This window comes from Actinocrinis sp., from assembly GCF_035938995.1.
GTDB lineage: Bacteria > Actinomycetota > Actinomycetes > Streptomycetales > Catenulisporaceae > DASZGI01.
The window spans coordinates 1-26183 of record NZ_DASZGI010000297.1; the positions used below are offsets into that span (position 1 = coordinate 1).

General features: G+C 69.9%; 22 protein-coding genes. 10 read left to right on the plus strand and 12 right to left on the minus strand.

What is annotated here, in order from left to right; genetic code table 11:
- Positions 1-194: 194 nt before the first annotated feature.
- Both VGZ32_RS20475 and VGZ32_RS20480 read right to left on the minus strand, forming a co-directional pair.
- Positions 195-572 carry a hypothetical protein gene (locus VGZ32_RS20475; RefSeq protein ID WP_326887728.1) on the minus strand — a complete coding sequence of 126 codons (378 nt, stop codon included), beginning with the start codon at positions 570-572 and terminating at the stop codon, positions 195-197.
- A gap of 53 nt (positions 573-625) precedes the next feature.
- Positions 626-2374 carry a caspase, EACC1-associated type gene (locus VGZ32_RS20480; RefSeq protein ID WP_326887729.1) on the minus strand — a complete coding sequence of 583 codons (1749 nt, stop codon included), beginning with the start codon at positions 2372-2374 and terminating at the stop codon, positions 626-628.
- Positions 2375-2723: 349 nt separating this feature from the next.
- Here VGZ32_RS20480 and VGZ32_RS20485 point away from each other — a divergent pair, with 349 nt between their 5' ends.
- The 4 genes from VGZ32_RS20485 to VGZ32_RS20500 all read left to right on the plus strand — a co-directional run bounded on the left by VGZ32_RS20485 (position 2724) and on the right by VGZ32_RS20500 (position 8695).
- Positions 2724-3971 (plus strand): hypothetical protein, encoded by a 1248-nt coding sequence (locus tag VGZ32_RS20485; RefSeq protein ID WP_326887730.1) that lies wholly within the window; start codon positions 2724-2726, stop codon positions 3969-3971.
- Between the two features lie 111 nt (positions 3972-4082).
- Complete coding sequence (locus VGZ32_RS20490) at positions 4083-5138, plus strand: hypothetical protein (protein ID WP_326887731.1); 1056 nt, start codon at positions 4083-4085, stop codon at positions 5136-5138.
- A 1-nt stretch (position 5139) separates the two neighbouring features.
- Positions 5140-7908, plus strand: a complete 2769-nt coding sequence (locus VGZ32_RS20495) for an ATP-binding protein (protein WP_326887732.1) — start codon at positions 5140-5142, stop codon at positions 7906-7908.
- A 64-nt stretch (positions 7909-7972) separates the two neighbouring features.
- Complete coding sequence (locus tag VGZ32_RS20500) at positions 7973-8695, plus strand: hypothetical protein (RefSeq protein WP_326887733.1); 723 nt, start codon at positions 7973-7975, stop codon at positions 8693-8695.
- Between the two features lie 32 nt (positions 8696-8727).
- On the opposite strand, the gene VGZ32_RS20505 is transcribed toward VGZ32_RS20500, so the two are convergent.
- A complete protein-coding gene (locus VGZ32_RS20505) occupies positions 8728-9279 on the minus strand; it encodes a hypothetical protein (protein ID WP_326887734.1) in 552 nt (183 codons plus the stop codon).
- A 279-nt stretch (positions 9280-9558) separates the two neighbouring features.
- Here VGZ32_RS20505 and VGZ32_RS20510 point away from each other — a divergent pair, with 279 nt between their 5' ends.
- Entirely contained in the window at positions 9559-10266 is a 708-nt protein-coding gene (locus VGZ32_RS20510; RefSeq protein WP_326887750.1) for a Crp/Fnr family transcriptional regulator, read from the plus strand.
- On the opposite strand, the gene VGZ32_RS20515 is transcribed toward VGZ32_RS20510, so the two are convergent.
- The 6 genes from VGZ32_RS20515 to merB all read right to left on the minus strand — a co-directional run bounded on the left by VGZ32_RS20515 (position 10263) and on the right by merB (position 15232).
- Entirely contained in the window at positions 10263-11057 is a 795-nt protein-coding gene (locus tag VGZ32_RS20515; RefSeq protein WP_326887735.1) for a hypothetical protein, read from the minus strand. The genes VGZ32_RS20510 and VGZ32_RS20515 overlap by 4 nt on opposite strands.
- A 4-nt stretch (positions 11058-11061) precedes the next feature.
- Positions 11062-11685, minus strand: coding sequence for a DUF4232 domain-containing protein (locus tag VGZ32_RS20520; protein ID WP_326887736.1), 624 nt, complete (start codon positions 11683-11685; stop codon positions 11062-11064).
- Positions 11686-11716: 31 nt separating this feature from the next.
- Positions 11717-12436 (minus strand): hypothetical protein, encoded by a 720-nt coding sequence (locus VGZ32_RS20525; RefSeq protein ID WP_326887737.1) that lies wholly within the window; start codon positions 12434-12436, stop codon positions 11717-11719.
- A gap of 2 nt (positions 12437-12438) precedes the next feature.
- Positions 12439-13872, minus strand: a complete 1434-nt coding sequence (locus VGZ32_RS20530; protein WP_326887738.1) for a hypothetical protein — start codon at positions 13870-13872, stop codon at positions 12439-12441.
- Positions 13873-14007: 135 nt separating this feature from the next.
- The gene (locus VGZ32_RS20535; RefSeq protein WP_326887739.1) at positions 14008-14277 is read right to left on the minus strand and encodes a response regulator transcription factor; all 270 of its coding nucleotides are present in this window, start codon (positions 14275-14277) and stop codon (positions 14008-14010) included.
- 268 nt (positions 14278-14545) lie between these two features.
- Positions 14546-15232: an organomercurial lyase gene (gene merB / locus VGZ32_RS20540; RefSeq protein ID WP_326887740.1), complete on the minus strand. Its 687-nt coding sequence runs from the start codon at positions 15230-15232 to the stop codon at positions 14546-14548.
- Between the two features lie 249 nt (positions 15233-15481).
- On the opposite strand from merB, the gene VGZ32_RS20545 reads away from it, so the two are divergent.
- Positions 15482-17023, plus strand: a complete 1542-nt coding sequence (locus tag VGZ32_RS20545; protein WP_326887742.1) for an MFS transporter — start codon at positions 15482-15484, stop codon at positions 17021-17023.
- Positions 17024-17082: 59 nt separating this feature from the next.
- Positions 17083-17682 carry a VOC family protein gene (locus tag VGZ32_RS20550; protein WP_326887743.1) on the plus strand — a complete coding sequence of 200 codons (600 nt, stop codon included), beginning with the start codon at positions 17083-17085 and terminating at the stop codon, positions 17680-17682.
- 58 nt (positions 17683-17740) lie between these two features.
- Here VGZ32_RS20550 and VGZ32_RS20555 read toward each other — a convergent pair whose 3' ends face one another.
- The 3 genes from VGZ32_RS20555 to VGZ32_RS20565 all read right to left on the minus strand — a co-directional run bounded on the left by VGZ32_RS20555 (position 17741) and on the right by VGZ32_RS20565 (position 20169).
- Positions 17741-18364 carry an isochorismatase family protein gene (locus VGZ32_RS20555; RefSeq protein ID WP_326887744.1) on the minus strand — a complete coding sequence of 208 codons (624 nt, stop codon included), beginning with the start codon at positions 18362-18364 and terminating at the stop codon, positions 17741-17743.
- A gap of 166 nt (positions 18365-18530) precedes the next feature.
- Positions 18531-19037: a TetR/AcrR family transcriptional regulator gene (locus VGZ32_RS20560; protein ID WP_326887745.1), complete on the minus strand. Its 507-nt coding sequence runs from the start codon at positions 19035-19037 to the stop codon at positions 18531-18533.
- A gap of 448 nt (positions 19038-19485) precedes the next feature.
- Positions 19486-20169: a DUF4232 domain-containing protein gene (locus VGZ32_RS20565; protein ID WP_326887746.1), complete on the minus strand. Its 684-nt coding sequence runs from the start codon at positions 20167-20169 to the stop codon at positions 19486-19488.
- A gap of 184 nt (positions 20170-20353) precedes the next feature.
- Between VGZ32_RS20565 and VGZ32_RS20570 the strand changes: the two genes are divergently transcribed.
- The 3 genes from VGZ32_RS20570 (at position 20354) to VGZ32_RS20580 (ending at position 25198) form a co-directional block, all read left to right on the plus strand.
- Positions 20354-23140 (plus strand): ATP-binding protein, encoded by a 2787-nt coding sequence (locus VGZ32_RS20570; RefSeq protein ID WP_326887747.1) that lies wholly within the window; start codon positions 20354-20356, stop codon positions 23138-23140.
- A 303-nt stretch (positions 23141-23443) separates the two neighbouring features.
- Positions 23444-24352, plus strand: coding sequence for a ParB and winged helix-turn-helix domain-containing protein (locus VGZ32_RS20575; RefSeq protein ID WP_414642571.1), 909 nt, complete (start codon positions 23444-23446; stop codon positions 24350-24352).
- Positions 24353-24394: 42 nt separating this feature from the next.
- The gene (locus VGZ32_RS20580; protein ID WP_326887749.1) at positions 24395-25198 is read left to right on the plus strand and encodes an alpha/beta fold hydrolase; all 804 of its coding nucleotides are present in this window, start codon (positions 24395-24397) and stop codon (positions 25196-25198) included.
- Positions 25199-26183 lie beyond the last annotated feature (985 nt).

The window sequence follows — 26183 nt, forward strand, 5'->3', positions numbered from 1 at the left end:
ACGGGCTCGCCCGCACCATAGTGCGTCGACGTCGACCGCGATCGACCCAGCCAGCATCGACCCGACCAGCCCCGGCCACAAGCGCGACCACACGCGAACTCTCGATCACCACGACGCGGCAACGCCCGCCCAACAGCTAACATCGGCGATTCGGCCACCGAACTGCGCATCGGCACGGGGAAGCGCGGGTTAGTTCAAGCCTTGAGCGTGGCGAGGAAGCCCTCGATGAGCTCAGCCTGCTGCTCCGGAGTCACCGAGCTCAGGGTCAGCGACTTGTCCCCGACCGCGATGGTGACGGAGCGCTCGGTGCGCCGAGCCCACTGGAACAAGGCGCCGAGAACGCCGCTCAGACCGCTGAGCGCGATGCCCGTCACGCGCAGCAGGCCCTCGATCGTCTCGAGCCCCTTCGCCCCCTCCGGCACGTCGGCGGCGTCGACCGGTTCGACGTCCTCGACGTCCAGCCGCAACAACTCCGAGCGCAACGCGGCGGTGAGCTGGCGCACGTCCTGCTCGTCGTCCTCCTCGGCGCTGAGCACCTGCACGACGACCTCGTCCGCGTCCGTGTCACCCACGAGAACTCCCTCCCTCGCGGCCCGAGCGGACCGCCAACCGGGTCGCCGGACTGTCATCCGCCGGTGGCGGACAGCTCCCAAAGGCATACTCGCGCATCGGCTCCGACGGTGCAGAGCATTCGCCCTTTCGGATGGAACGCGACGGCCGACGCGCCGCCAGTGTGCGCATCCTGAGTCGCCAGGAGGTCGCCCTTAAGTGCGTCCCAGAGCCATAGCTCGCCCCGTTCGCCCGCTCCGGCGACGAGTTGGCCGTTTGGGCTCACCTGTACGGACACCGCGAGCGAGGGTGCGGGGGCGACCAGCTCGCCAACTCGGTGTGCGGCGCCGGGATCCCAGACCTCGACGATGCCCCGGCCGCCGATGAACAATCGAGTGCCGTCGCCGCCGAACGCCACGCCGAGCGTCTCATCGCCGTCCGTGGTCAGCTGCTGGAGCCGTGCGCCACTGGCTGGATTCCATATGAGCACATCGCCGTCGCCGCGCGCCGCAGCCAACGTCTGTCCGTCATGGCTGAACGCGATCGCGCTCGCCGGGCCGAAACGGGTCTCCGAAGTGCGTGTCGTCCGGGCGGTCCGTGGATCCCAGAGGCAGACGGTCCCGTCCTCGCACGCGGCGGCGAGGAGCGCGCCGTCCGGACTGTATGCAAGGGCGCGAATGGCGTCTGACGCCCCCTTCAGGGCCGCGGCGAATCCGGCGTCGTGCGCGTGCCGCATATGCACTGATGTACTGACGCCCCCGGTAGCGAATTGGGAGCCGTCGGGACTGAACGCGACAGCCATCAGTGGGCTCAGTATCAACGCGGAATTTTTGAGATCACCCGTGGCGCAGTCCCACACCCGCGCCGTCCCGTCACCGCCGACTGTGGCGAGCAGCGCGCCGTCCGGGCTGAACGCGTTGTCGTGAACATGGCCCCGATGCCCGGTCATGACACGCGTGAGGCGGATACTCGCAACTGGCCTGGGCGGCGCAGGCGAAACAGGCCTCGGACTCGTGCTCGCCGTCCGGGCCTGCGCGCTGCTCACCGGGTCCGCCGCGCGAGTGCTGCGCGCTAGATAGATGACGCCCTCCGCCTCGACCATCCAACGCTGCGGGTTCTGCTCGGGGCGGCGCTCTTGTACGTATTCGCGAGCGTAGTGGTAGGCCTCGTCGAGGGAAATCCAGCCGTCGCGGTCGCGGTCCGCTTCGCCGGTGCTCAGCCCGTCCACCAGCCCCGCCGTGAACACGGACGTGAAGGCGCCGTCCTCCCCCTCGTCCTCGTACGACTCCTGGACGGCGCGCGACGAGGTGAGCACGACCAGGCCCTGCCCGCTTCCGATCAGCTCGGCGCCCACGTCGACTCCGCCGCTCTTGGCGCCCCTGGCGAATGCACCGCTATAGCAGCAGTCGAGGATGAGGACCTTGCGCAGGGCGCGGCATTCGTCGAGCAGGTCGGTCAGCAAGCGCGCCTGCGTCGCCGTCGTTCTCAGGGCCGCGCGACGGGTGTCGAGCGCGGCGAAGTACAACGTCTGGTCGCGCTTGCTCAGGAGGCCGTGGCAGGAGAGGTACACGACCACCAAGTCGTGCCGCCGCGCTTCCGCGAGGAAAACCTCCAGCTTCGACCGCACCTCGGACGACGGCCGATCGATCACGGCGTCCACCGCGAAGCCGCCGATCACCGGGTCCTCCAGCACTGCCGACAGACGGCGCGCGTCGATTTCCGGACCGCGCAGCGCGGTGAGTCCGGAATCCGGCTCGTATACGCCATTGGCGATCACGAGCGCCAGCCTCCGCCCCTCGGCCCGCGCAGAGTCAACGGATGCCATCACGGCACCTCGTTTCCTGACGAATCACCAAACCCCCTCGCATCGCCGCACGACCAGCCGCGGCAACGGAATCATAACGGAATCCAGATTGTGGCCAGCTGCCTGCGCTGACCTGGTGTAGCTTCCAGAATCGCGGGTACCGCCCAAAAGAGAGGCGGATTCCCGCAACTGTTATTCGCACCAATTTTCGACGCCCACAAGCAAGGGGCGTTCTTTTCGCGCACGCACTTATTTGGGGGGTACGGTGGGCGATTTCTGCTACCTCTGCGGCGGACCATTGCCCCCGGATTTCGGAGGCACTTGTCCCCACTGCGGCCTCGGAGTGATCGAAGCGCGTCAGCCGGCTGCGATGGCGGTCACCGTCGCGGTCGGCGCGCCTGTCGCAGCCAGCGTTCCTGCTGCATCCGTTACCGTCGCCTTCGCCGCAGTGCCGGATCTGCCGGGCGGACCGCCCGAGCAGGCGGCCGCGGCCACGGTCCAGTTGCCCATCTATCAGAGTCCTCCGATGGTTGCCGGGCCGGAGCGTACGCAGGTCCTGATCGCCGGCCCGGAGCAGATCCGGCGCCAGTGGGGGAAGCCTCGGCGCAGAACTGTCATCGCGGTGTGCGGCGTCATCGTGCTCGCGGCCGGCGGTCTTGTCGCCTACGAGGTGCTCAAGCCCGCGCCGCCGTCAGCTGCGTCCACCGTGCAGCAGTACTTCACAGACCTCTCAAACGACGACACCGCCGGTGCTCTCGCCCTCGTGGACAAGAGCACGCTGGGCGATTCCCTGCTCGGTTCCGACCCGACCTCCTTCGGGCAGCTGCGCTCCGCAGCGGTGCTGCGCGCGGCGAACACCCGGCCCACGGATGTCACCGTCAACTCGACCGTGCACGGCGCGACGTTCGGCGGCCAAGCGTTCAACGTCGTGCAGGTCTCCTACAAGGCCGGCGGCGTCTCGATGTCTCAGACGATCGACGTCGTGAACGCTCCGTCCGGAAGCGCCTCCGCGTTCCTGCTCGAGAATCCGTTCCTGAACCTCGATGTGCAGGACGGCACCGGCCAGGCCGTCAGCGTCAACGGCGTCGCGGCCGGGACCGGTGAGGTCCAGGCGTCCGTCTTCCCGGGCGCCTACACCGCGACGCTGAGCAGTACCGCGCTGCTTGCCGGCGCAACGCAGGCGGCGACCCCCGGGGCGGCCGGATCGCTCGGGGAGGCCACCCTGAACGTCACCTTCCCGGCCCCCGCGCTCGCGCCCGGAGCCCAGGAAGCGATCCAGGCACAGATCAAGAGCGCCTTGGACGCCTGCGCGCAGAGCACCAGCCCGTCGCCCCCGAACTGCCCGTTCAGCGTGTTCCAGGGCGGCTCGGACGACAGCGTGCAGTGGACGATCACCACGTATCCGAGCCCGACGATCGCGCCCGCGGCCAATCCGAGCGCCGACGACCAGGTCGACATCACCGATCAGAACCAGGACGGCGTGGTCCAGTACACCGACACCTACACCGATTTCAGTGGGACGCAGCAGACGAATACCGGTCAGACCCAGTTCGGTGTGTCCGGATACGCCACGGCCGACGGCTCCAACATCACCGTCACCCTGTCGAACTACTTCTGAGCCCGGCGGCTCCGGCCGCCCACACCCGTTCCCGTTCCGGCACTGTGGCCGCCCCCCTCGACGCGCCGGAACGCGGATCTTCACCACCCAAAAGCAAGGGAGAACACTGACGTGACCCTGCCAACCCAGATGCCCGCCGTCGGCGACGGTTGGGCAGCCGCCGCCACCAGTGGCGACATGGCCTACCGCACCCAGTCGCTCAAGTTCCAGCCGATGGAGATCGCGCTCGACGAGTCCGTGAACCGGCTCGCGCTGGTCTGGCTCTACGTGCGCGCCGCGGGCATCTCCATCATCTTCTGGATGGTGCTGTTCGTGATCTGGCTCATCACGAACCTCAGCTCGTTCTCGAACTCGGCCGGCGGCGGTGTGGACACCAGCCTGCTGAAGATCGACTCCATCCTGGCGTTCCTGCTGTTCTGGTTCGCCATGCTGTTCACCCGCACCCAGGAGCCCATCGCGGAGTGGCGTTCCATGATCGAGGAGCGCGCCGCCGCCGCGACCTCGGCCTACGCGGCGATCTACGGTTCGCTGCGCCGCCGCCAGATTCCGCTGAGCCCGGTCGCGCTGCGCGTGCGCAGCGACATCCTCGGACAGGAGGCGGTGAACAACCGTCTCGTCATCGCCGAGCGCGGATACACCGCATACGTCTCGGTCTTCCCGTACGGCACGAGCCTCTACGTGGGCTGGCTGATGTTCCGCAACCGCCGCGGCTACCAGCTGATCTTCACCTTCCTCAAGGACGCGATCGGCAGCGTCTTCGGGCGGTCCGACCTGATCAGCCAGATGCTGCGCACCGAGAAGATCCGGGCCATGCGCGAGGCGCTGCACTACGCGGCCCGCGAAGGCGTCGACATCGCGATCCGCGGGATCGACGTGCCGCTCGTGGCCACCTTCGGCCACGACGTGCCGATCCAGGACCTCGACGCGCCGACGCCCAGCGGATCGGTCGGCTACGGGTCCGCACCCGCCCCGGCTCCGGTTCCCGGCTTCGGGCAGGCCCCGCCGCCGCACGCCTACGCCGCCCCGGCGCCTGGTTCCGCTCCGGTTCCCGGTCCCGCACCGGTTCCCGACTTCGGCCAGGCGGACGCAGCCCCCGCATACCCCGCTCAAGGCCCCGCGCCCGAAGCTTTCGCCGCTCCGGAGCCGACTCCGCCGGTCCAGCACTGAGATGGCCGGCGAGGGGGTGCTGACCGCGGCCGACGCCCGCGGCGTCTGGGCGTGGGTCGCGGTCGGCATCGACGCCGCCGCCGATCTCACCGAGACGCTCGAATACGCCGCGCTGCCCGACCGCGACCGACTGGAGAAGGCATCTGCGGCGGAGACGGCGTGGCTCGCCGGGCAGTGGGATAACGCCGACGCCGGCCGCTTCGCGCTGCGCTACATCACCGAACCCGGCCGGCCGATGCGCTGCGTGCTGCTCGGCCGGGTCCAGGGGCCGGAGCGCGACTTGACGATCAGCGCCGCGCGGCGGCTGCGCGAGCGGATGGCGGCGCTGCCCAAGCACGTCCTCGGCGGCGAGGCCGGCGACGCGGCGTCGGTCGGCGGCTGGCTCGCCCCTTTCCAGCCGCACCCGGCCGGCCTGGTCGACATCCGCAAACGCATCCGCCCCGGCACACCCAACCGGCCTGACGCAGGGGTCGCACACTACCTCGTCATCGAGCCCTTCACCGTCGCCGCCGCGTCCTGGGAACCCATGTGGCAGGCGATGGCGGCGCATCCCGAGCGGCTGCTGCTCGATGTCGCGCTCGAACCTTACGCGGTGCCCGCCGAACTAAGCCGACTCCTGCACGCGCTGGCCACCCAGTACGGTCGGCTGGCCAGCCCCGGCGCCTACCACGCCGACCTCGGCAGCTCGGGCGCGCGGTATGCGCCCGACGCCTTCGCCATCGACGCCGCGCGGCTATTCGCGGACGCGGCCCGGCGATACGCGGCGCACGCCTTCAAGCTCCGGGTGACACTGGCCTCCCCGGCGCCGCTGCCCGAGTCGCTCGCCGAACTGCTCGGCCGCACGATCTCGCCGCCGGAGCGGCCCACCGGAGAAAGCGCCCTGACCGCCACCTTCCAGGGCGCGGCGCACTGCGCGGTGCGGCCGGTCGGACCCGCCGAGCTCGAGGCCGCCTGGACCAACATCAGAACACTGGATCTGCTCCGGTGGGATGCGCAGTATCTCAGCATGCTGCCGGTGGCCGTCCCGCCCGGGCTGCGGCTGCTCGCGGAACTGGCCGACGTGCGCGAGGCCGCGGCCGCGCTGCGCCTGCCGCTCGCCGCGCACGGCACCATGCCCGGATTCCCCGTCCGCAGCCCGAGGATCGCCGGCCTGACCGACTTCTCCACGACCGGCCGCGCCGTCGAACTCGGCCGGCAACTGGTGGGCGGCCGCCCCACCCAACCGCTCGGCATCGGTCTCGACGATCTGGCGAGGCACACGGTGGTGGTCGGCGCCGCCGGGTCAGGGAAGACGAACGATGTCCTCTCGCTCTGCGAACAGCTCTGGCGCGACCATCGCGTCCCGTTCCTGGTCTTGGAGCCGGCGAACACGACGCTCGACGACTATCGCTGGCTCGCCACCCGGCCGGGGCTCGAGGATCTGCTGGTCTTCACCGTCGGCAACGAGGCGGTCGCCCCGCTGCGGCTCAACCCCTTCGAGGTGCCGCCGGGCGTACGCGTCGGCAGTCATATCAGCGGTCTGGTCGCGTGCTTCGACGCCGTCTACGGCCTCGAAGATCCGCTGCCCGAGCTCTACACCCGGGCGATGCGGTCGGCGTACGCGCGCCGCGGGATCTTCCCGACCGAGACCTCGGGGCAGCGGCACCGGGGCAGCTGGCCCACGCTCGCCGACTTCGCCGCCGAGATGGTGCGGGAGACCGAAGACCTCGAATATGCCGCCGATCAGCGGGCGAACATCCTGGCCGGCTCGCGGCTACGGGTCCTCGCCCTGATGGAGGGCGCCTGCGCCGGCACGCTCGACTGCGAGAGGTCGTATCCCCTCGAGCGGCTGCTGGGCCGTCCGGTGGTGATCGAGCTGGCCGAGGTCGGCGACGACGAGCGGGAGCAGGCGCTGCTCACGGCCTTGATTCTGCACGCGGTCACCGGATACGCGAAGGCCGGGCGCACCACGGGCGGGCTGGAGCACGTCACCGTCCTCGAGGAGGCCCATCGCCTGCTCGCCCGGCCGGCGCGCGGTGGCGACGGGAGCCGGGCCGACGGCTACGGGGACGCGCGGGCGCGGGCGGCCCGGACGCTCGCCGCCACCCTCGCGGACGGACACAAATACGGCGAGGGGCTGGTCTTCGTCGAGCAGTTGCCCGGCCGCCTGGTCGAGGACGCGTACAAGAACTCGAACCTGAAGATCGTGCACCGGCTCGCGGCGCAGGATGAGCGGGCCCTGATCGGCGCCGCCATACGCTTCTCGCCCGACCAGGAGCGGGCCGCCGCGACGCTCGAGCCCTTCACCGCGTTCGTCCATCACGACGGACTCGACCGCCCGGCGCTGGTTCGCGCCGACGACGCGCGGACCGGCTCCGGGCGCGCGCCGCTGGCGGACGACACCGCGCTCGCCGAGCGTTTCAGGGTCCTGGCTTCGTCGGACCGCGAGGTGGACGCGGCGATCGCGCCCTTCCCCGAGTGCCAGGGCTGCGCCCACCGCTGCCGGTTCCGCTCCCAGGCGGCGACGGCGGCGCGACCGGACCATGTCGACGGGCTGCGCGCGCGGGTCGGCGGCTACCCGACCACGCGGGCGGCGCGCGCCGACTGGTGGCAGCAGACCGCCGAATGGGTGCGCGTCGTGTCCGACGAGATCCCCGCCGACGCGGCGGACGTCGCGGCCCGCCGCGACTACGAGGCCTGTGTCTTCGTCCACCTCAGCCGTGCGGCGTGGCGCCGCGACGCGCTGACCTGGAATCGCCTCTATCGAGAGCACGTGCAAGGCGGGCCCTGACGGCGTTCTTACACCGCGCGGTGTGAACTTGCCCGCAAGGGCCCACCAACCCGGGAAGGAACCCGTGTCCGATCACGACGAGAACGATCCGTTCGGCGAGACCCAGGACGCACCGGAGCCGCTCGCCGCTTTCGAGGCGTTCCGGCCGCAGGGAGCGAAGGAGCAGGCGCCGACCGAGCCGTTCCCGGCGGAGTACCTCAGCGAGCCGACAGCAGTGCTGCCGACCGCGCAGGCCGAGCCTGCGGGCGAGTACGGCGCGGTCGACGATGGTTACGCTGCGGCGTTCCCGCCTCCGCTGCCTGCGCCCGCCTTCGAGTACGCGGCAGCGGCGCCCACCGGCGCAGGTCACGCGCGCGGGCGAAAGCGCTCCCTGCTGATATTCGGCAGTGTCGCCGTGCTGGTGGTCGGCCTCGGCGCCGGGGCGTACGCGATCACGCAGCCGTCCGGCGGGCAGACTTCCGCGTCGTCTCCCGCGGTGACCGCGACACCCACGCCCGGCGCGTTGAACGGAGCCAAGAGCGGCAGGATCACGACCGCTCGGCTGACAGTGACCACCGTCGGGACCGACTCCTTCACCGCCACGGCGGCGAACGGCACAGCCGTCACCGTGCGGATCCTGCCGACGACGCGATTCGGCACAGCGGCGCGGCCGTTCACCCGCGGGCAGTTGGTGGCGGGCGCCGACGTCGTCGCGCGGCTGCGGCGGGAGGCGAACGGAACCTTGGTCGCCACGGTGATCGCGGCCGGGGCCGCGTCGGCCTCCGCGACCGCCTCAGCCGGAGTCTGAGCCTGGGCGAACCGCGCCTACGGCTGATCGACTCACCACGCGCCGTCGACCGAGTCGTGCGCGAAATGTCGCCGGGGCGCGATCGGGGCGAAGGGATCGTACACGCGCAGCCACGCGTTCGACCCCGCCGCGTACCGCCAGCCGAGACGCGGCATGCCCTCGCCCTGTAAGTCCTCGAACAGGCCTGCCGAGATGACGACGGCCAGTCCGCGGCCCGCATCCGCGGACATCGTCGGGATCGGCGGCGCGAACTCCTCCACCATGGCGTGGACGCGGTCCACCGCCGCGCCGCCGAAGCCGTGCTCGTCCAGGGTCGTCATGCCGACGTGGAAGGCGGCGGTGACCCGCGTGGGACCGTGGTGCCCGTCGGCGACCAGACGGCGCAGCACCATGATGAGGTCGCCGATCGCCGCCGGCTCGTCGCAGCCGGGCGGCGCGAACGCGAGCTCCACCCCGCGTCTGCAATCGGTCTGGACGAACCAGCGGTCGAAGTCGCCCGGCTGGCAGGCCTGCGCGAGCAGACCGGCCGGCCCGGCGGACGCGGCGGCACACAACCGGCGCACCGTGGGCTGGCGCACGTCCACGGGTACTCCTTTCGCGGAACTCGGCGTCGCGGTTCACTGCGAAGCGCAAACAAACGGGCCGCGGGTATCGCTCCCCCGGGACACACTGTTGCAGATCTCTCACCGAGCTGACCCCGTCGTGGTACGGGTTTATGCGGATGTCGGCATGCCGATGCCATCCGCGCCCCCGCGGCATCTTTCGAAGAACCCAGATTTCCTCGACGGTCGCCGCTACGATGGGTAACGTGCCGGGGAGGGGGCTCAATCGCATGTGGGGGGCGGTGGTCGTGCGTGGAATCGATGCGGCGGGGCTCGGTGGAGAAGGCGCAAGGCCGTCGGCGGTGGCCGCCCGGCAGTCTGCTCGGCAGCGTTTCTGAAGGTGCACGGGACGAATTGCTGGAGCTCGGCACGGCCGTACAGTACCCGGACGCCGGGCGCACGCTGATTCGCGAGGGCGAGCGGTCGCGGTTCGTCGTCATCCTGCTCGACGGCGCGGTGAAGGCGACCGGGACGACGCCGGACGGAGGGACCGCGCTGCTTGCCATCCGGGCCGGCGGGGACCTCGTCGGCGAGTTCGCGGCGATCGACGACAGCCCGCGCTCGGCGACCGTGACCACGTGCGGCGCGGTGGTCGCCCGCTTCGTCAAGCACGACGAGTTTCTCGACTGCCTGCGCGGCAGCTCGGAGGTCGCGTTCGCGGTCAACCGCGCGGTCGTCGGCAAGCTGCGGCTCGCCAGCGCCCGCCGGGTGGACTTCAGCGGCTGCGATGTGCCGACCAGAGTCGCCCGGGTCCTCTACCAGGTGGCCGTTTCGTACGGTGATCTGGACGGGAACCGCTCGGTGATCCGCTGGTTGACCCAGCCTGAGCTGGCCTCGCTCGCCGGCGCGGCCGAACCGACCGTGCACAAGACTCTGCGACACCTCCGCGACGCCGGCATGGTGCTGACGCAGTACCGTTCGGTGACAGTGCTCGATCTCGCCGGTCTGAAGGCAGTTGCCTACCCCTAGACGCGCACCGTATCGACGCACACCGTCTCGAGTCGGGCTTCGACGGCGAGCGCCCCGCCTGGTGTCGCACGGCTGACCCGGAACGAGACGGCGCGCCCAGTCGAATTCGCCCGCGCGGCAGGGGTGAACCAGAACTCGTCGACGCAGCCGTCGCGGCGGTGCGCGAAGTCGTCGGCGAACGGACCGGCAGCGGCGGACATCGCCTCGAAGACGCCGTGGCGCATCAGGGCTCGGACGGTGTCGCGCCTGGGCGACCAGAGCCGGCGGCCACAGCGCGGGGTGCGCCACGGACGCTCGGCGCTCAGCATCACCGCGAGCACGACGCCGCTGGTCAGCGCGCTTGCCATCCACGTGCCCGGTGGCAACGGCCGGGGGAGCCGGAGGGCGGCGTCAAGGAAGCCGATGGCCAGCAGCCACGCCGCGCGGACTTGGACTGGCCAGCCGATCGTCGCGTCAGGGTCCTTAGGGCGCAGCACGCACGCGCATCCGCCGGTCGCCTTGGTGTGGCGGGCGTAGGCCAGTGTCGCGCTGAACAGGGCGCCTTGAGCCGCCATCGCCCCGCCCGCGACCGCCGGACGGAAGCCGGTACACACTGCCAAGCCGGTGCCTGACTCCGTCAGTGCCGCGGCCAGCTCGACGAATCGCCATCGCTGAGGGCTGATGCGCAGCGCCGCCCGGATCGCTCCTCCGCCGTCGGCCCGCCCGATGACCCGCCACAGCTTGGCCGCGCCGGAAAGGACGAGCAGCGCGCCGCAGGCCAGAACGGCGCCGGAGAGGAACGCGGCCGGCACGGCCTCACTGCCCGAATATGGCGAAGTCGGCCAGCGGATGCATCGGCGAGATGTCGAGCGTGCTGCACGAGGGCAGGTGCCCGGAGAGCTCGGAGAGATAGGCGGGAATGGTCACCGCGCTGGAGTCGCCAGGTGCTGATACCTGTAGTTCGGTATACGGCGGCGGACAGTCGCCGCTCGACGGGTTGTCACTTCCGGCGAGATCGCTGGCCGCCTGTTGACCGGGCTGGAGGGTCACTCGCGGGGTGCCCGTGGTGTCGAGCCCGTCCATGGTGCCGGACCGCTCCGTCGCCGGGGTCGCCGCTCCTGCCGCGGTGACCCCGGCGACCCCGGGGAACCCGGTGATGGTGCACGCCGCCTTCCCCTGATTGGTGAACTCGAGCAGTGCCGCCCAGGTGCCGGCCGCGACCCCGCCGGGACCGAGCGCGATTTTCAACTCGGCGGTCCGGCAGGGGGCGGCGGCCGCCGGGGACGTCGCCACGGGGGAGGAGGCCGGTGCTGAGGACGCGGGTGCCTGGCTTTGCACGGTGATGTTCGCGCAGCCGGCGCCCGCCAGGACCAGCGGTGTGACGGCAGCCGTCAGCAGGCACGCGGCTCTCGATCGCCCGGACCTCGATCGTCCCGCCATGACCGTCCATTTCCGCCCACCGGCGCAGTTCTCAGGGCTTCGAGCTGAGATAGAAGCAATAGGAACTGTAATTGGTGTTCGGGTGCCCGACATCTAAGTCGACGTTCGCGTTCGTGTTGTAACAAATTCCCTCGTCCCAGTACTGCCAGAGGTATGTCGTCACGTTGGAGCAAGACTCCGCGGCCCACGCCGGCGGGCTGCCCAGGCTGTTGGAGCACCTCAGCGGCTCACTCGACCACACGGCGTAACAATGATCCGCGGACGGGCTGTCGATGATCGAACAGTTCGGCGGTGCCGCGAACGGGTTGCAGTACAGCGCCGCGTGGAACGGGTGGCCGCCGGCGTACGCATATCCGTTTATGTATCCGGCCCAGCCGTTCCAGTAGCCCAGGCTCAGCGACGTCGAGGCCTCCTGGTCGAGCCAGCAGAACAGGGCGCCGTTGGCGGGCAGCTGCAGCGGCACGACCGTCGTGTACGCACTGATCAGGGCGCTGACGTACGTCTGAGCGTCCGCCTGTCCTTCCGCGCCGGTCCCGTCGAGGCGGGACTGGGTCGGGGTGCTGACCGCGCCGAGGTGCGGAGAGCCGCTGTTGCCGTTCCAGATCGCGTCGCACTCGCTCACCGCGTCGCTGCTCAGCGAGGTGAAGTAGCACGGGGAGAAGTACCGCACCCAGAACGCGGGCGCGCCCCACACGTCGATGGCCGCGGGGACCTGGCTCTGAACGGTGCTGGCGGTGTCGAATCCGGCCATCTCTAGAACACCTCCGCCACGTACATGTCGGTGCTGCTCGCGCCGAGGCGGGCCAGGGTTGGGGAGAAGAAGCCGAGCTGTGAGCCGGAGTCGTTGCCGTTGACGGCCAGCAGTGTGCCGCTGGGCAGCTGGTAGACGCCGGAGAAGTGGGCGCCGTCGCTGGAGGTCGCGACCAGGTCGCCGGTGGCGATCTCGTAGGCGCTCAAGCCCCCCGCGGTCGCCGAGCCCAGGGTGTAGAGCACCGCGCCGTCGGGGGAGAGGGCCGTCTTGGCGTCGGGACCGCCGAGGGCGACCTTGGGCCGCGGGTAGTCGAGCACCGTCACGGTCCGGAACGACGCGGCCGGGTCGACGACGAGCGCCCGGCCGAACGCGGCGTTCGCGATCACCAGCGTGCCGTCGGGCCGGTCGTGCACAGTGGTCGCGCCGGCCCGCGCCGACTCGAGCCGCAGCTCCGCGAAGGCGATTCGCGTGGACGTGCCGGTGCGCGGCGAATAAACCTCCAGGTCGCGGCCTTCCGCGACGCGCGCGACGTCCCCGGTGGCCAGGACCAGCCCGGTCGCGCCGTTCGGCCACGCCCCGGCGGAGCGCACCGCGCGACTCGGCTTGCCCGAGCCGAGCGGGAACGTCAGCAGCCGGGTCGGCGGGGCGGGCAGCGGCTTCTGCTTGGTGCCGACGGACACGGCCGGCTCGCGGAGCGTCCACAAGTAGAGGTGGTTCGCGTCCGCGGCGGCATCCGTCCAGGCCAGCGAAGGTGCGTCGGCCAGGTCGAAGGGACCCGCGAACATCCCGGAGGCGCGGTCGAGGTAGGCCAGCACGTGATGAGTCGTCCACGTGGCCGACGGCGTGGTCACTGCGGGACCGTCGGGCGCGGCCTTGCGGAAGGTATGCCAGTTCGTCGGCACGGTGACGGCGACCACCAGCGCGACCGTCGCCGATCCGGCGAAGACCGGCCGCACGAGCACGCTGGCGTCGGCAGGCACGCCGGGCAAGGCGAGCGTCGCGCTGGTCTCGATGGTCGATGTGGCTGCGTCGACCAAGGTCAGAGTGACCGACGCGACGCCGGGAGCAGTGCTGACCGTCGGGAAGGCGACGGTGGTCCCGTCGGCGGAACGCGCCGGTCGGGCCGCGATCCCGGAGCCGACCACGCGCGGGGCGGGCGGCGCCGCGCCGCGGACCGTCGGCGGGCGCCATCCCTGCAGATTCGGCGTGGAGAGCGGACCGATCGAGCCGTAGAGGAAGAAGTGCGCCGGGGCAGTGGCCAAGTCCGGGTTCGGCGCGGTGGATACGGAGGCCCGCGCGGGCGCCGCGACGAGCACGTCGGGAAGGGCGACCAGGACGCTCGCACCGGCGGTACCGGCGAGAACCGTGCGTCGGCTGACCGTCCCCTGCTTCGAAGCGGGCGCGCCGGGCGTGCCCGTTCGACCGTGTTTGAGCACGAAGACCGTCCTTGAGGTGTGGGTCCGCAGGCGCGAACGAAAGCGCCATCCCGCGCGGCGAAGGGCAGCGGCGGCGGGACGGCTGGTGGGCAGCACCGCTCAGTTCAGCACGCGGACACACCGGTGACGATGTACTCAGGTACACATTTTGGCGCGGTACGCGGCCGCGATCGTGGCGACCTGAACGCGGGAGAGACCCAGCTTGGCCAGGATCCGCGAGACGTGCGCCTTGACGGTTCGCTCGCTGATTTGCAGCTGCTTGACAAGGTCGGCGTTGGAGAGCCCGAGGCCGATGAGCAGGAACACCTCGCGCTCGCGCGTGGAAAGCCGGTCGATCCGGAATCGGGAGACGAGCACCCGGTGCTCGTCGACCAGGCTGAGGTACTTGGCGCACAGTTCGCACACGGCGGAAAGATCCTTCCCCTCCGAGAAGCGACCGCGACCGCTCGCCCGATGCGATACCCGGTGCACACAGCGCATTGAAACGCTGTGGGAAGGATAGTGCCGAATCTGGTTAAAAGGCCCGTCAAGCGCGACCAGAGCGCGACACATGCGCGGGCAGCGCATCCGGCTTCCCCAGTGCGTACACCACGAGGTCCCGGCGCCTTCGGAAGTTCCTGAGCCGCGTTCCCACACCCAACGCGACCCGTGGCGACGCGTATCATTCGCGGTCTTACGCGGGGTCGGCCAATCCCCAGAAGGCTCCGTGCAGGCCCACGCTCCGGAAGTACTGCGCGGCCTCAGTCGGCTCCCGCCTGCGATAGCCGCGGTCGAGGCGGCCGCTGTACCAGCCCTCGGACAACCGCCACAGCGTCGCGAGGTCCATGACGTATCCGCGCGGCTGGCCGGTGCGCGCCAGCCAGTCCTCGACACAGTCCGCGGAGCAGAACAGCCGTTGATGGGCGCACGTGTGGACCACGTCGTCCCAGATCCGCGCCACCGGAGTGAGGAAGTGGGCGACTTCGGGCCCCTCGGGCGCGTGTTCACGCCCGACGACCCAGGCCAGCGCAGCGCCGCAGGCCGGACAGGTCGTGGCGACCAGGACGCTCGGCTCTTCCGGCACCAGATGGGGGATCGCGAACGAGTCCCACGCGCAGCCGCCCCACCACAGCGTCGCGCGACCCATCACCGAGGAGCCGAGCGGAACGGAGCTGAACGGGTGCGCCATGACGATCCGGCCCTTGTCGCCGCCGTCCAGGACCAGGTCACGCGAGGCGTGCAGCGCGTCCAGCATCGCCCGCACCCGCTCGGGGTCGGATGCCACCGTCGCGGCGAGTTCGTCGACAGACGGGGCGCGGCCGCGGCGCCGGAACGAGTCGTAGACGGCGAGCCGGACGTCTTCGCGAAGCGCGTGGCCCATCCCTGCTGCCTCCCCTACTCGCCGAATCAGACCTTCCGACCTTCTCATAACGCCAGCTCGTCAGCCTGCTGCTAGACCATACGAGCGAATGGGGGCGCCGTGGGCTGCATGCCCCGGATGGATGTCGGCGACCGCTTCGCGCATTTGGCGATCCACTCGCCGCCTTCAGATGAATAGACCGTTTCCGTCCGGAGAATTGAGGGAATCCGCACTCCCACAACAGCCGGCATCACGGTCGAGGGAGCCCGTATGGCCGTTCAGGAAGCAACCGGAAGCCGAGGAATCCGCAGCCTGGTACCCGCACGCATCGACCGGCTCGGCTGGTCGCGGTTCCACACCCGGATGGTGGTCGCCCTCGGCGTGGCATGGATCCTCGACGGCCTCGAGGTGAGCATCGCCAGCACCGTCACCTCGTACATGACCGAACCGAGCGCGCTGAACATGAGCAACGCCTCCGTGGCGTTCTCCGTCGGCACGATCTACCTGCTGGGCGAGGTGTTCGGCGCCCTGGTCTTCGGCAACCTCTCCGACCGGTGGGGCCGGCGCAACCTCTTCATGATCACCCTTGGCGTCTACCTGCTCGGCGGCGGACTGAGCGCGCTCACGTTCGGTCGCGGCGAGGGCTGGGTCGTCTACCTCAACATCACCCGGTTCATCGCGGGCATGGGTATCGGCGGTGAGTACGCGGCCATCAACTCGGCGATCGACGAACTGATCCCGGCGCGCTATCGAGGGCGCATCGACATCGCAGTCAACGGGACGTACTGGGCGGGTGCCTTCCTCTCCTCCGTGTTGACCATCGCGGTGATCAAACACCTGAACGTCAGCTACTCGTGGCGGATCGGCTTCCTGTTCGGCCCGGTGCTCGGCCTGGTCATCCTGTTCGTGCGGCGCAACCTCCCAGAGAGTCCGCGCTGGCTGGTGATGCGCGGCCGCGTCGAAGAAGCCGAGGAAGCCATCTCCCGGATCGAACGGGAGGTGGAGCAGAGCGGCGGCACGCTCGCTCCAGTCGACGAGTCGAAGGCGATCGAGATCCTGCCCGCGGACAGCATGGGCTACTGGACGCTCACAAAGACGCTCTTCCGGCGATATCCGAGCCGGTCGGTGCTCGGCGCGTCGCTGATGATCACGCAGTCATTCCTGTACAACGCGATCTTCTTCACCTACTCCCTGGTGCTGACCAAGATCTACGGAGTCGCGAACGGCAACACGGCGTACTACTTCATGGCTTTCGCCATCGGCAACCTGGCTGGGCCGCTGCTGCTCGGGCGCCTGTTCGACACGGTCGGCCGCCGTGTGATGATCTCGGGCACTTATCTGATCGCCGGGGTGGCGCTCGCGGGGAGCGCGCTCCTGTTCCACGCCGGGCTGCTGAGCGCGCTGACCCAGACGATCTGCTGGTGTGTGATCTTCTTCTTCGCCTCGGCTGGGGCGAGCGCGGCGTACCTGACCGTGAGCGAGATCTTCCCGGTCGAGGTGCGGGCCAAGGCCATCGCCGTGTTCTTCGCCATCGCCCAGTGCTTCGGCTCGTTCGGCCCCTGGTTCTACGGCAAGCTGATCGGGAACGCCAGCACCCAGAGTTCCAGCTATCTGGAACACCACTCCAAGCTGTTCATCGGATACCTGATCGGCGCCGCGGTCATGCTCGCCGGAGGGCTGATCGAGGCCTGGCTCGGCGTCGATGCCGAGCAGAGGTCACTCGAAGACATCGCGGCTCCGCTGACTTCCGTCGGCGAACCGACCGGGCTGTTCAGTAATCCGACCGGCGCGCCACGTCCTCCTGCCGCTTAGCCGCAGCCGGGCACCCGTGGCCCACACTGTGAGGACCACGGGTGCTTTCGGGAGCGGGGATGCTGAGCGGGATCGTGATCGACGCGCTGGACGTACCGGCGATGGAGCGCTTCTGGCGTGCGGCGACGCAGGGCCGCACCGACGGTCTCCGCCTGCGGTTCGCCGCGACGCGAGAGCCGAAGTCGGGCAAGAACCGGCTCCATCTCGACCTGGCCGGCGGTCCGGACTGGAAACGCGAGGTGGACCGGCTGCTGGCATTGGGCGCGAGGCGGGCCGACATCGACCAGGGGCAGGTGCCCTGGGACGTGCTGGCCGATCCGGAGGGCAACGAGTTCTGCGTCCTGCGGCCTGGGCATCCCGGTGTGCTTTCGGACGCGGGGCTCTCCGCGATTTGCCTGGACACGGCCCAGGAGGACCTCTCCGCACAAGCAGAGTTCTGGCAGGCGCAGACAGGCTGGCCCCACGTCGAGCACCACCCATGGGGCGTGCGGCTGCGTCCTAGCCAGACCAGCCCACTCTCACTCGTGATGGGACCGCCGGTCGCGTCGAGCACGGGACGCAATCGGCTGCGGCTGGAAATCACCGACCGCGACCGGGACCGGAACCCAGGCGAATTCGTCGACCCCGCCGGCAACGAGTTCCACATCACGCACGGATGACCCGCCCTGGGCCAGGCTTTGGACTTCTTGAGCCGCACCGGTGCTGAAGCAGACACGGTTATCCGAACACGTCGTCGGCGCAGACGACCATGCCGCAGCGGCGCGCGGCGTAGTTCAGGGCCAAGCGGTGGTCCGCCTCGGAGAAGTCGGCGATCGCGTCGGCGACGAGGAAGGGCCGGATGTCCTGTGTGAAGGCGTCCACGGCCGTCATCAGAACTCCGACGTGCGCATAGACGCCGGACAGCAGCAGCTGGTCGCGGCCGCTCTCCCACATCCGCTCCCGAAGGTCGCTACGGAAGAAGGCGCTGTAACGCCACTTGGTGAACAACCAATCCCCGGGAGCGGGAGCCAGTTCGGCCACAACGGCGAAGTCCTCTGATTCGTCGCGTATGCCCGGCCCCCAGAAGTCCTGCAGCAGGCCGCGCTCGCGCCACGTCATCCGGGCCGGCTGCGCGGTGTACGCGATGGGAACGCCGAGCTCGACGCACCGCTTGCGCAGCAGTGCCGCGTTGTGCACGAGCTCGGAGCGCAGCGGCTGCGGCAGCGCGTTGAGGAAGTAGTTCTGCATGTCATGGAAGAGGAGCACGCACCGCCCCGGGTCCGCGGCCCACTCGACAGTGTTGGCGGGAAGCGTGTCCGCCGTTGGGAGTGGATAGTCGGTAATGGTCGGTAAGCCGGCCATGAGGGATCTCCTTTCGGTGAGTTGCGGGCGCGCACGTCCGCATGACGAGGCATGGCTTCACTCCGCGTCGGTTGTGGGTATCGGTTGTCTCGACCAGACTTGATTGATAGACCAATCAAGCAGCAGGTCAAAAAAGGCACCAGGCCTGGGGCTCTCGCGGGCAGCCCTAGGACACGACGGCGTATTCGTCGGGCAGTTCGAGGACCGCGCTCACGTTGAGCAGTGCTCCGGTGGCCATGAACGCGGTGACGGCGGCCCGGTCCGCGCCGGTGAGGCGCTGGACCAGGTCGAAGACCTCGATGAACCCCTCCCGCATGTGCTTGCGGATCTCGGGGTCCGCCGAGGCGGCGTGCCCCTGCAACTGGCAGCGCAGGGCGTCGGGGTTGATCAGCACGGCGAGATAGTTCGCGCCGAGTGCGGCGAGCGCCTGGTGCGGTGTGTCGGCCGGGCGCGATGCCGACTTGAACGCGTCCATGATCTGCTCGCGGACGCGCTGCTGGCAGGCGATGAAGAGGGCCTTCTTGTCGTCGAAGAGCGCATAGACGTACGGCTGGGAGATCCCGGCGCGCTTGGCGATCGCAGCCGTCTTAGCCGCGTGGTAGCCGTACTCGGCGAACTCATGGATCGCGGCCTCGATCACCTGCTCGCGCCGCTCGGCGCTGGTCAACTCCACGCTTTATTATTGATTGACCAATCAGAACTGTCAAGCGTCGTTTGCCCGATTTGAGTAGGGGGCGTGGGGAGGGCGAGTTGAGCGGGTGCCCACGAGGCGTGGGGGCTGGAGGGCGGGGCACAGGCGGCGAGCCGACGCGATCGTTTGGGGCTTGGGGGCTAGGCGCGCGAGCGCGGGCGTCGCGGGCTGATGCGAGGGTTGATGGGCGGCCGCGGGTAGCGACTGGCGCGACGGTTTGGGGCTTGAGGGCTGGGCGCGGGCGGAGGCGTCGCGGGTTGGTTCGAGGGGTTGACGGGCGGGGGACGAGTGGTGAATTGCGCCATGGTTTCGGCCTCGAGGGCTGAGCGCGCGAGTGCGGGCGTCGCGGACTGGTACGACGACGGAGCAGGCGGCTGACCCCGCGTCAGCCGCCTGCCCATCACCCGTTTTCCACTCCCGTGCGGCGTTCTCAGCCCTCGCCGGGTCCCGTCGCGCCGGGCACGAACGCTGAGACCTGCATGCCGCCGTGCTCGCAGACCGAGGTCGGCGGGCCGACTGCCGTCACCAACTGCGTGGTCTCGTCGGGCGGGGTGATCTCGGTGAACGCGGCGGTCGGTTCACAAGCCCCGGACGTCGGCTCGCCCGGGCCGGGGATGTCCGGCGAGAACCTCGCGGACGCCGAGGCATCGCCGTTCGGAATCAGCGTGACGTAGGTCTTCGCCACGATCGTGCTGCGCTGGACGTTCGTCGGCAGCGGTGCGTGCTTCGCGTCGAGCAGCAGCATCCCGGGGTATCCGTAGACAGTGCACGGCTGCGACGACGTGTTCTTCAGGTCGATGTTGTACACGATGTTGCCCGCACCGGCGCTGCCCTTCACGACCGTGAAGCTGGCGGTCAGGTCGGTCGTGTGGCAGCGGGGCACGCTCGACCCGCTCGTGCCGGTGGCGCCCGAGCCACCGCCGGACGAGTTCCCGCCGGTCGTGCCGCCGCTGGTGCCGGTGCCGCTGCCGGTCGACGAGCCGCTCGTCGACGGCGTAGTCGTGGAGCCCCCGTTCGCGCTCGACGAGGTGACCGGGTCGCAGGCACCGAGCAGTGTGACTGCCAGTGCTGCGCCTGCCGCCGTCGTCAAGATCGCCGACTTGTTGGTCATCATTGCCGTTCCTTTGTTCAGTGCGACCCCTTTGCCCAGAGAGACGACGGAGGTTCACCCTGGGTTGAGACGAATATCGGATCTTTCAGCCGATTGAGTGGACTTCGATCAGCCTTCGAGGTGAGCAGTCCACGATGCCCAATCCGTTGCGTCTGTCCGAGCAGGCGCTGCTTGCGGAGGTGGGCACGTGGACGTCGCCGCCCGGGCCGCCGCGGGGCGCCCGCCCGCGGCGTCGCCAAGGGAGGACGGCTTCGCGGAATTCATAGGCCGCGGCGACCAGTTGGCGCTGCTCGAACGGCTCCGCGACCGACGCGACATAACTCTCCGGGCCGCTCTCGTGGAGGGGCCGGCCGGTATCGGGAAAAGCAGCCTGCTGCGTGAATTCGCGCGTCGCAGCGAGCAGCGCGGAATGCGTGTCCTGACGGGCCACGCCGGCGAGGTCGAGCGCGCGGTGCCGTTCGGACCCTTCCTCGACATGATCGACCAGCTCGGAGACGACGGTCACGAGTTCGCCGCTCTCGCCATGACACCGGCCGTCTCGAATCTCGAGCAGTATCGGCTGTATCGCCGGCTGCGCGACGGACTCGGTCGCGGCGCGCCCCTTGTCGTCCTCCTCGACGACGTGCACTGGGCCGACGAGGCGTCGCTGGGCCTCATCGACTTCCTCGTGCGTCGGCCGCCGTACGCCGCCGTCACCCTCGTAATGTCGCTGCGCTCCGGCCTGTGCCCGCCGCGGTTGGCGCGCGCGCTCGAAATCTCGTCCTCTTCGATCCTGCGCGTCCGGGTCCCGCCTCTGACAAGCGGCGACGTGGGGTTGCTGGTGCCCTGTGCCCGCCCCTCCCATCGGCAGCTGCTCCTCGAGGCGAGCGCGGGAAATCCGCTGTACCTGTCGCTGCTCGCCGCGATGCCGATCGGAGCAGTCGAGGCGATTAGCGCTGAAGAATTGCCCGTCGACGACGACACGCTGCGTCCCGGTCTCGACGGTCTCGGCGTCGAGGTGAACGGGCTGCCGGAGGTGGACCGCCTCGTCGCCCGCGCCGCAGCGGTAGCCGGGGCACGCGTCGCCCCTGACCTGGTGGCGGTCGTCGCGCAACTGCCCGAGTCTGTAGTGCTCGAGGCGCTGGACCGGCTGGTGGAGCGCGGCGTGATGAGCGCCAGCGCGGGCACGTTCGCTTTTGCCCACCAGCTTCTGCGCGCCGCGGCCTACCGTCTATCCGGCGCCGGGTGGCGGCTCTCCGCGCATCGACGGGCTTTCCGCCACCTTGCCTCGGCCGACGCGCCCACGATTGTGCGAGCCCGGCACCTGGAGCACGCACTGCGCTGGGGCGACGTCGGCGCGGCCGAGGAACTGGCCGAGGCCGCCGAACTTGCTCTCGCCACGGCACCGCCGACCAGCGCGCGCTGGGCCGCACTGGCTCTCGACATCGTCCCGCTGAGAGCAGTCCCGTCCGAGTTCGTCACGCGACTCAGGGTTCTGCTCGGAAAGGCACTTCTCGCTTCCGGAGAGCTAGCACGAGCTGCAGACGCCCTGCATGAGGCGCTCCGGGAGTCGGCTGCGGCGGCGCCTGACGCGCTCGTCCACTTGGTGCGCTGCGAGCGGATGCGCGGGCGGCTGGCGAGTGCCCGCGTGCTGCTGGCGTCGCAGCGTATTAATGGTCCGGCCGATGTCGAGCGAGCCACGCTCGATCTCGTGGAAGGTCGTGTAGCGCAAGGGCTTCGGCGCGCTCGCCGCCTCGTCCAGCATGGCGATCGAGCCGACCCGACAACAGCCGCGACCGTCAGCGCCCTCCTTGCCCTCGCGGCAGCAAGCCGTGGCCACCGCGAGGCCGCGTTCGACTGTCTCGCCGAGGCTGACACTCGTCTCAGCGCACTCTCCGATTCGCAGCTGTGCGCGATCCTCGACAATGCGCTGCCAGCCGCCGCCTGGTCTGCCCACCTGCTCGAGCAACACGATCAGGCCATGCGCCACCTTGAACGCGGCGTCCGAGTGGCACGGTCGCACCGGCACACGTACGCGCTTCCGCACCTTTACGCCGCGCAGGCCAGCGTGCTGATTCGACTCGGACGCCTTGAGGACGCGATCGATTCCGCCGACGATGCTCAGGAGGTCGGCGCCGCGATCGGCGTGCCCGACGTGGCCGCTCCTGCCGTGGCCGTCAAGCTGCGCGCGACACTTTGGATGTCAGGGCCGGAAGCCGTACGCGATCTCGCGGAAGCCGCACGCGCACTGCCGCTCCCCACGGCTGAGTGGACCCGGCTTAGCGTCGTCACCGATCTGCTCGACGTCGAGATCCAGACGGGTAGACCGGTTATCGGCCCGATCGCCATGCGACTCGGCCTGAACTCGCAGCAGCGCAGTGACCCGATGCTCGCGACCAGATATGCGCTCGCGGCCGAGGTGGCGCTCGCCGCGGATCGGACCGCGCAGGCCCGGTACTGGTCCGAGCGGGCTGTGCGGGTTGCGCAGTGGTGGGCGCTGCCCGGCCAATTGGGCATCGCGCAGCTCGTACACGCCCGTGCCGAGGCTGCGGACGGAAACCCGTCGGGTGCTGCCCTTGACGCTGCGGCGGCTGCGGAGGCGTTCGGCCGCGCCGAAATGTCAATCCTCCAGGGCCAGGCTCACCTGGTAGCCGCGCAGGCGGCGGAACAGCTCGGCAACGCGAGAGCTGCGGGCAGGCGGATCGCTGACGCCCGTGCGCTGTTCACCGCCTGCGGCGCCCACTGGCTGAGCCGGACCGCGGCGCGCGATCTGCGCAGTCTGGCGGCGCGTCAGCCGCGGCGCCGCGTCGTCTCCGACGAGCTTTCGACGCGGGAACTCCAGGTCGCGGAGCTGGTCGCGCAAGGATTGAGCAACCGGGCGATCGGCGAGCGGCTGTTCCTGAGCCCGCGCACCGTGGAGAGCCACCTGTCGCGCATCCTGGCGAAGCTGGGCGCGCCGTCCCGCGCCGCCGTCGCTCGGCGGCTCGCCGCGTAAGCCGGGACCGGCGCCGCGACGCGGAGGAGTGCCGCGGTCGGGCCGTCCCGCGCTCCGTTTTCCGTAGAATCCCGCATTGCTACGCGATCTCACGCAAAATACGTTTGTCCTGGTCAAGCGGTACGTCCGGCGCGCCATCCCGAGCAAGCCGGACGTACCGCACGAGCGACGAATGCCAGGAGGAACGGGCGGATGAGACTGGAATCGCCTCAGCTTTATGCGGGGGCTGACGGTCGCGATGACTCCGCCGCAGGCCTGCGGTTCTTCTCATCCGGAGTGCTCGACTTGCGGGCCGCGGTGACGGTGCCGCTCAGTTCGCTGCGTGGTACGGACTCGCCGCGGCTGACGGGGGAGAACGACGACCACGCGCTCGCCCTCGCCGAATCCGGCGCCCTTCTGCCGCCCGTCATCGTGCACCGCACGACGATGCGCGTCATCGACGGGGCGCACCGGGTGAACGCCGCGAAGCGCCGCGGCGAGACCGAGATCGCCGCGGTGTTCTTCGACGGGACCGAGAACGACGCGTTCGTGCTGGGCGTCGAGCTGAACATCAGCCACGGCCTGCCCCTGTCGCTCGCCGACCGCAAGGCTGCCGCGGCGCGCATCATCTTCACCCATCAGCATTGGTCAGATCGTGCGGTCGCGGCGGTCACCGGCCTCGCCCATCAGACGGTCGGCGCGGTCCGGCGTTCAACCGGCGACGCCGCCCACTTGAACGACCGCGTCGGGCGTGACGGACGCAGCCGACCGCTGGACGCCGCCGAGGGACGCAAGCTGGCCGCAGAGTTCCTCGCGCGCAATCCGGGTGCTTCGTTGCGTGAGATTGCCAAGGCGGCCGGCATTTCGCCGGGAACCGCGAGCAACGTGCGGGCGCGGGTGCTTCGCGGCGAGGATCCATTGCCGCGCAGGCGAAAGAGCTCCACGGCGCGAACCGGCAGCGGCCGCGTCCGCGTCGTCATGCCGCTCCGTGAGCAGGGTTCGACGATCAGGCATCTGCGCTCGGACCCGTCGTTCCGCTCCAAGGAAGCCGCACGCATGCTGCTGCGCCTGGTGGAGGGGCACGCGACCGTCGAACCCGAGTGGCGGCGAATCGTCGAAGCGGTGCCGCCGCACCTGCGCCCGAAGGTGGTCGAGCTCGCAACCTCGTGCCTCGGCGCCTGGCAAAGCCTCGTCGACGAACTGAACGCGGCAGACGGCAAGCCCGCCCGTTGACCCCGATCGGCTTCGAAGATCCAAAGGAAGTAGGACACTGACATGATCGATCTGCAGCGCATCGTCCCGCTCAACCCGGGTGGCATCGCGACGCCGCTCTTCTGCGTGCACGGGGGTTCGGGCTCGGCCTACTCATACCTCGAACTGGCCTGGCAGCTCGGCGCCGACCGGCCGGTGTACGGAATCGAGGCGCCCGGCTTCGACGGCGACCGGGAACCGGTGCGCTCGCTGCCCGCGCTGTCCGCCGAATACGTCGACACGCTGCGGGAATTCCGGCCGAGCGGCGACTTCTCGCTGCTGGGCTGGTCGCTCGGCGGCGTCATCGCGCTCGACATGGCGCGACGGCTCACCGCGGCCGGGGCGCGCGTGCGCCAAGTCGTGCTGGTCGACGCCAGCGTTCCCAAGGCTGCCGCCCAACTGCCGCCGGAGAAGGAGATCGCGCGGCGGTTCCTCCTCGACACGCTGGCGACCGTGGAGGCGTCTCCGGCGGTGCTGAACCGCGTCCTCGCCGGGCATCCGACCGCGGGAGCCGAGGAGCTTTTCGCCGCAGCCGAGAAAACGGGCGCGCTGCCGGCCGAACTGGACGCCGACCTCATGGCAAAGCGCTACGCGGTGTTCAAAGCGCACGTCGAGGCGTCGTACGGATTCGAGGTGGCTGAGCCATACGACGGCCCGGTGCTCCACCTGGTCGCCTCGGAGTCGCCGGCCAGGTACACACACTGGGCCAAGGTGGCGACCAACCTGACCGAGCAGACCGTGCCCGGCGACCACTACTCGATGTGGACCGGCAACAGCCTGTTGCGGCTGGCCGGCCTGGCCCGAGCCGCGCTCGCCGCGGCTGAGTGACCGACGCGCGACCGTCCTCGGCGGCGCCGCGCGGCCCAAACGACCGGTCGTCTTGGCGCCCGGAGGCGCGGACAGGTCCGTCGGCCAGCGCACCGCCGTCCGCCGCTGCGGTCTGCGCTGGTCAAAACGACCGGTCGTCTTAACTCGCGCAGACACAGGACGGACCCGAGCGCCCAACACGCCACTGCGCCCGTCCGCTGCTGCGGCCTGCACCGGTTAAAACGACCGGTCGTCTTAGTTCCCGGAGGCGCGGGACGGACGCGGGCATCCAACGGGCCACCGCGCCCGTCCGCTACTGCGGTCAGCACCAGTTAAAACGACCGGTCGTCTTAGCTCGCACGAGATGGGCCCGGGCATCCAACAAGCCACTGCACCGGCGCAACCTCGCGGCGCGAGTCCGGCGGTACTTCCCCGCTGCCGGACTCGCGCCGCGCACTTTGCTGGCTAGACTTCCGCCGCCGATCCGCCGATCCGCCGATCCGCCGATCCGCCGATCCGCCGATCCGCCGATCCGCCGATCCGCCGATCCGCCGATCCGCTGATCCGCCCGTGCTGCGAGTTTCGCGGAGTGAGGATGGCCGCGAGCATTTGGCGAGCCGCCAGCAACGTTATCTGATGCAAATCTGATGCTGTGTATGGGTGAATATCCTAGAAATGCCGTCTCGGTCCGGCGTGTGGCCGTCCGCTGGTGAGCGGCATGGGTTAGACGGGAGAGGTCGGTCAACCGAGCGCAGGCGCCGCGCCGTCCATCTGGCGGCACGCTGCCTGGAGAGGCCCCTCGCCCATGCACCTGCCCACTTGTACGCTGTCCCTGCCCAGGCCCAGCCGCCGTACCCTGCTCGCTGCGTCTGCGACGTTCATGCTCAGCGCCGTTACGCCCAAGGCGCTCGCCCTCGCCGACGACGCCGCCAGCGGCGCGAGCCCACTTGTGGTGGCGGACCAAGGCACCCGGCGCGTCCTTCTGCTCGGCGACGATGGCAGCGGT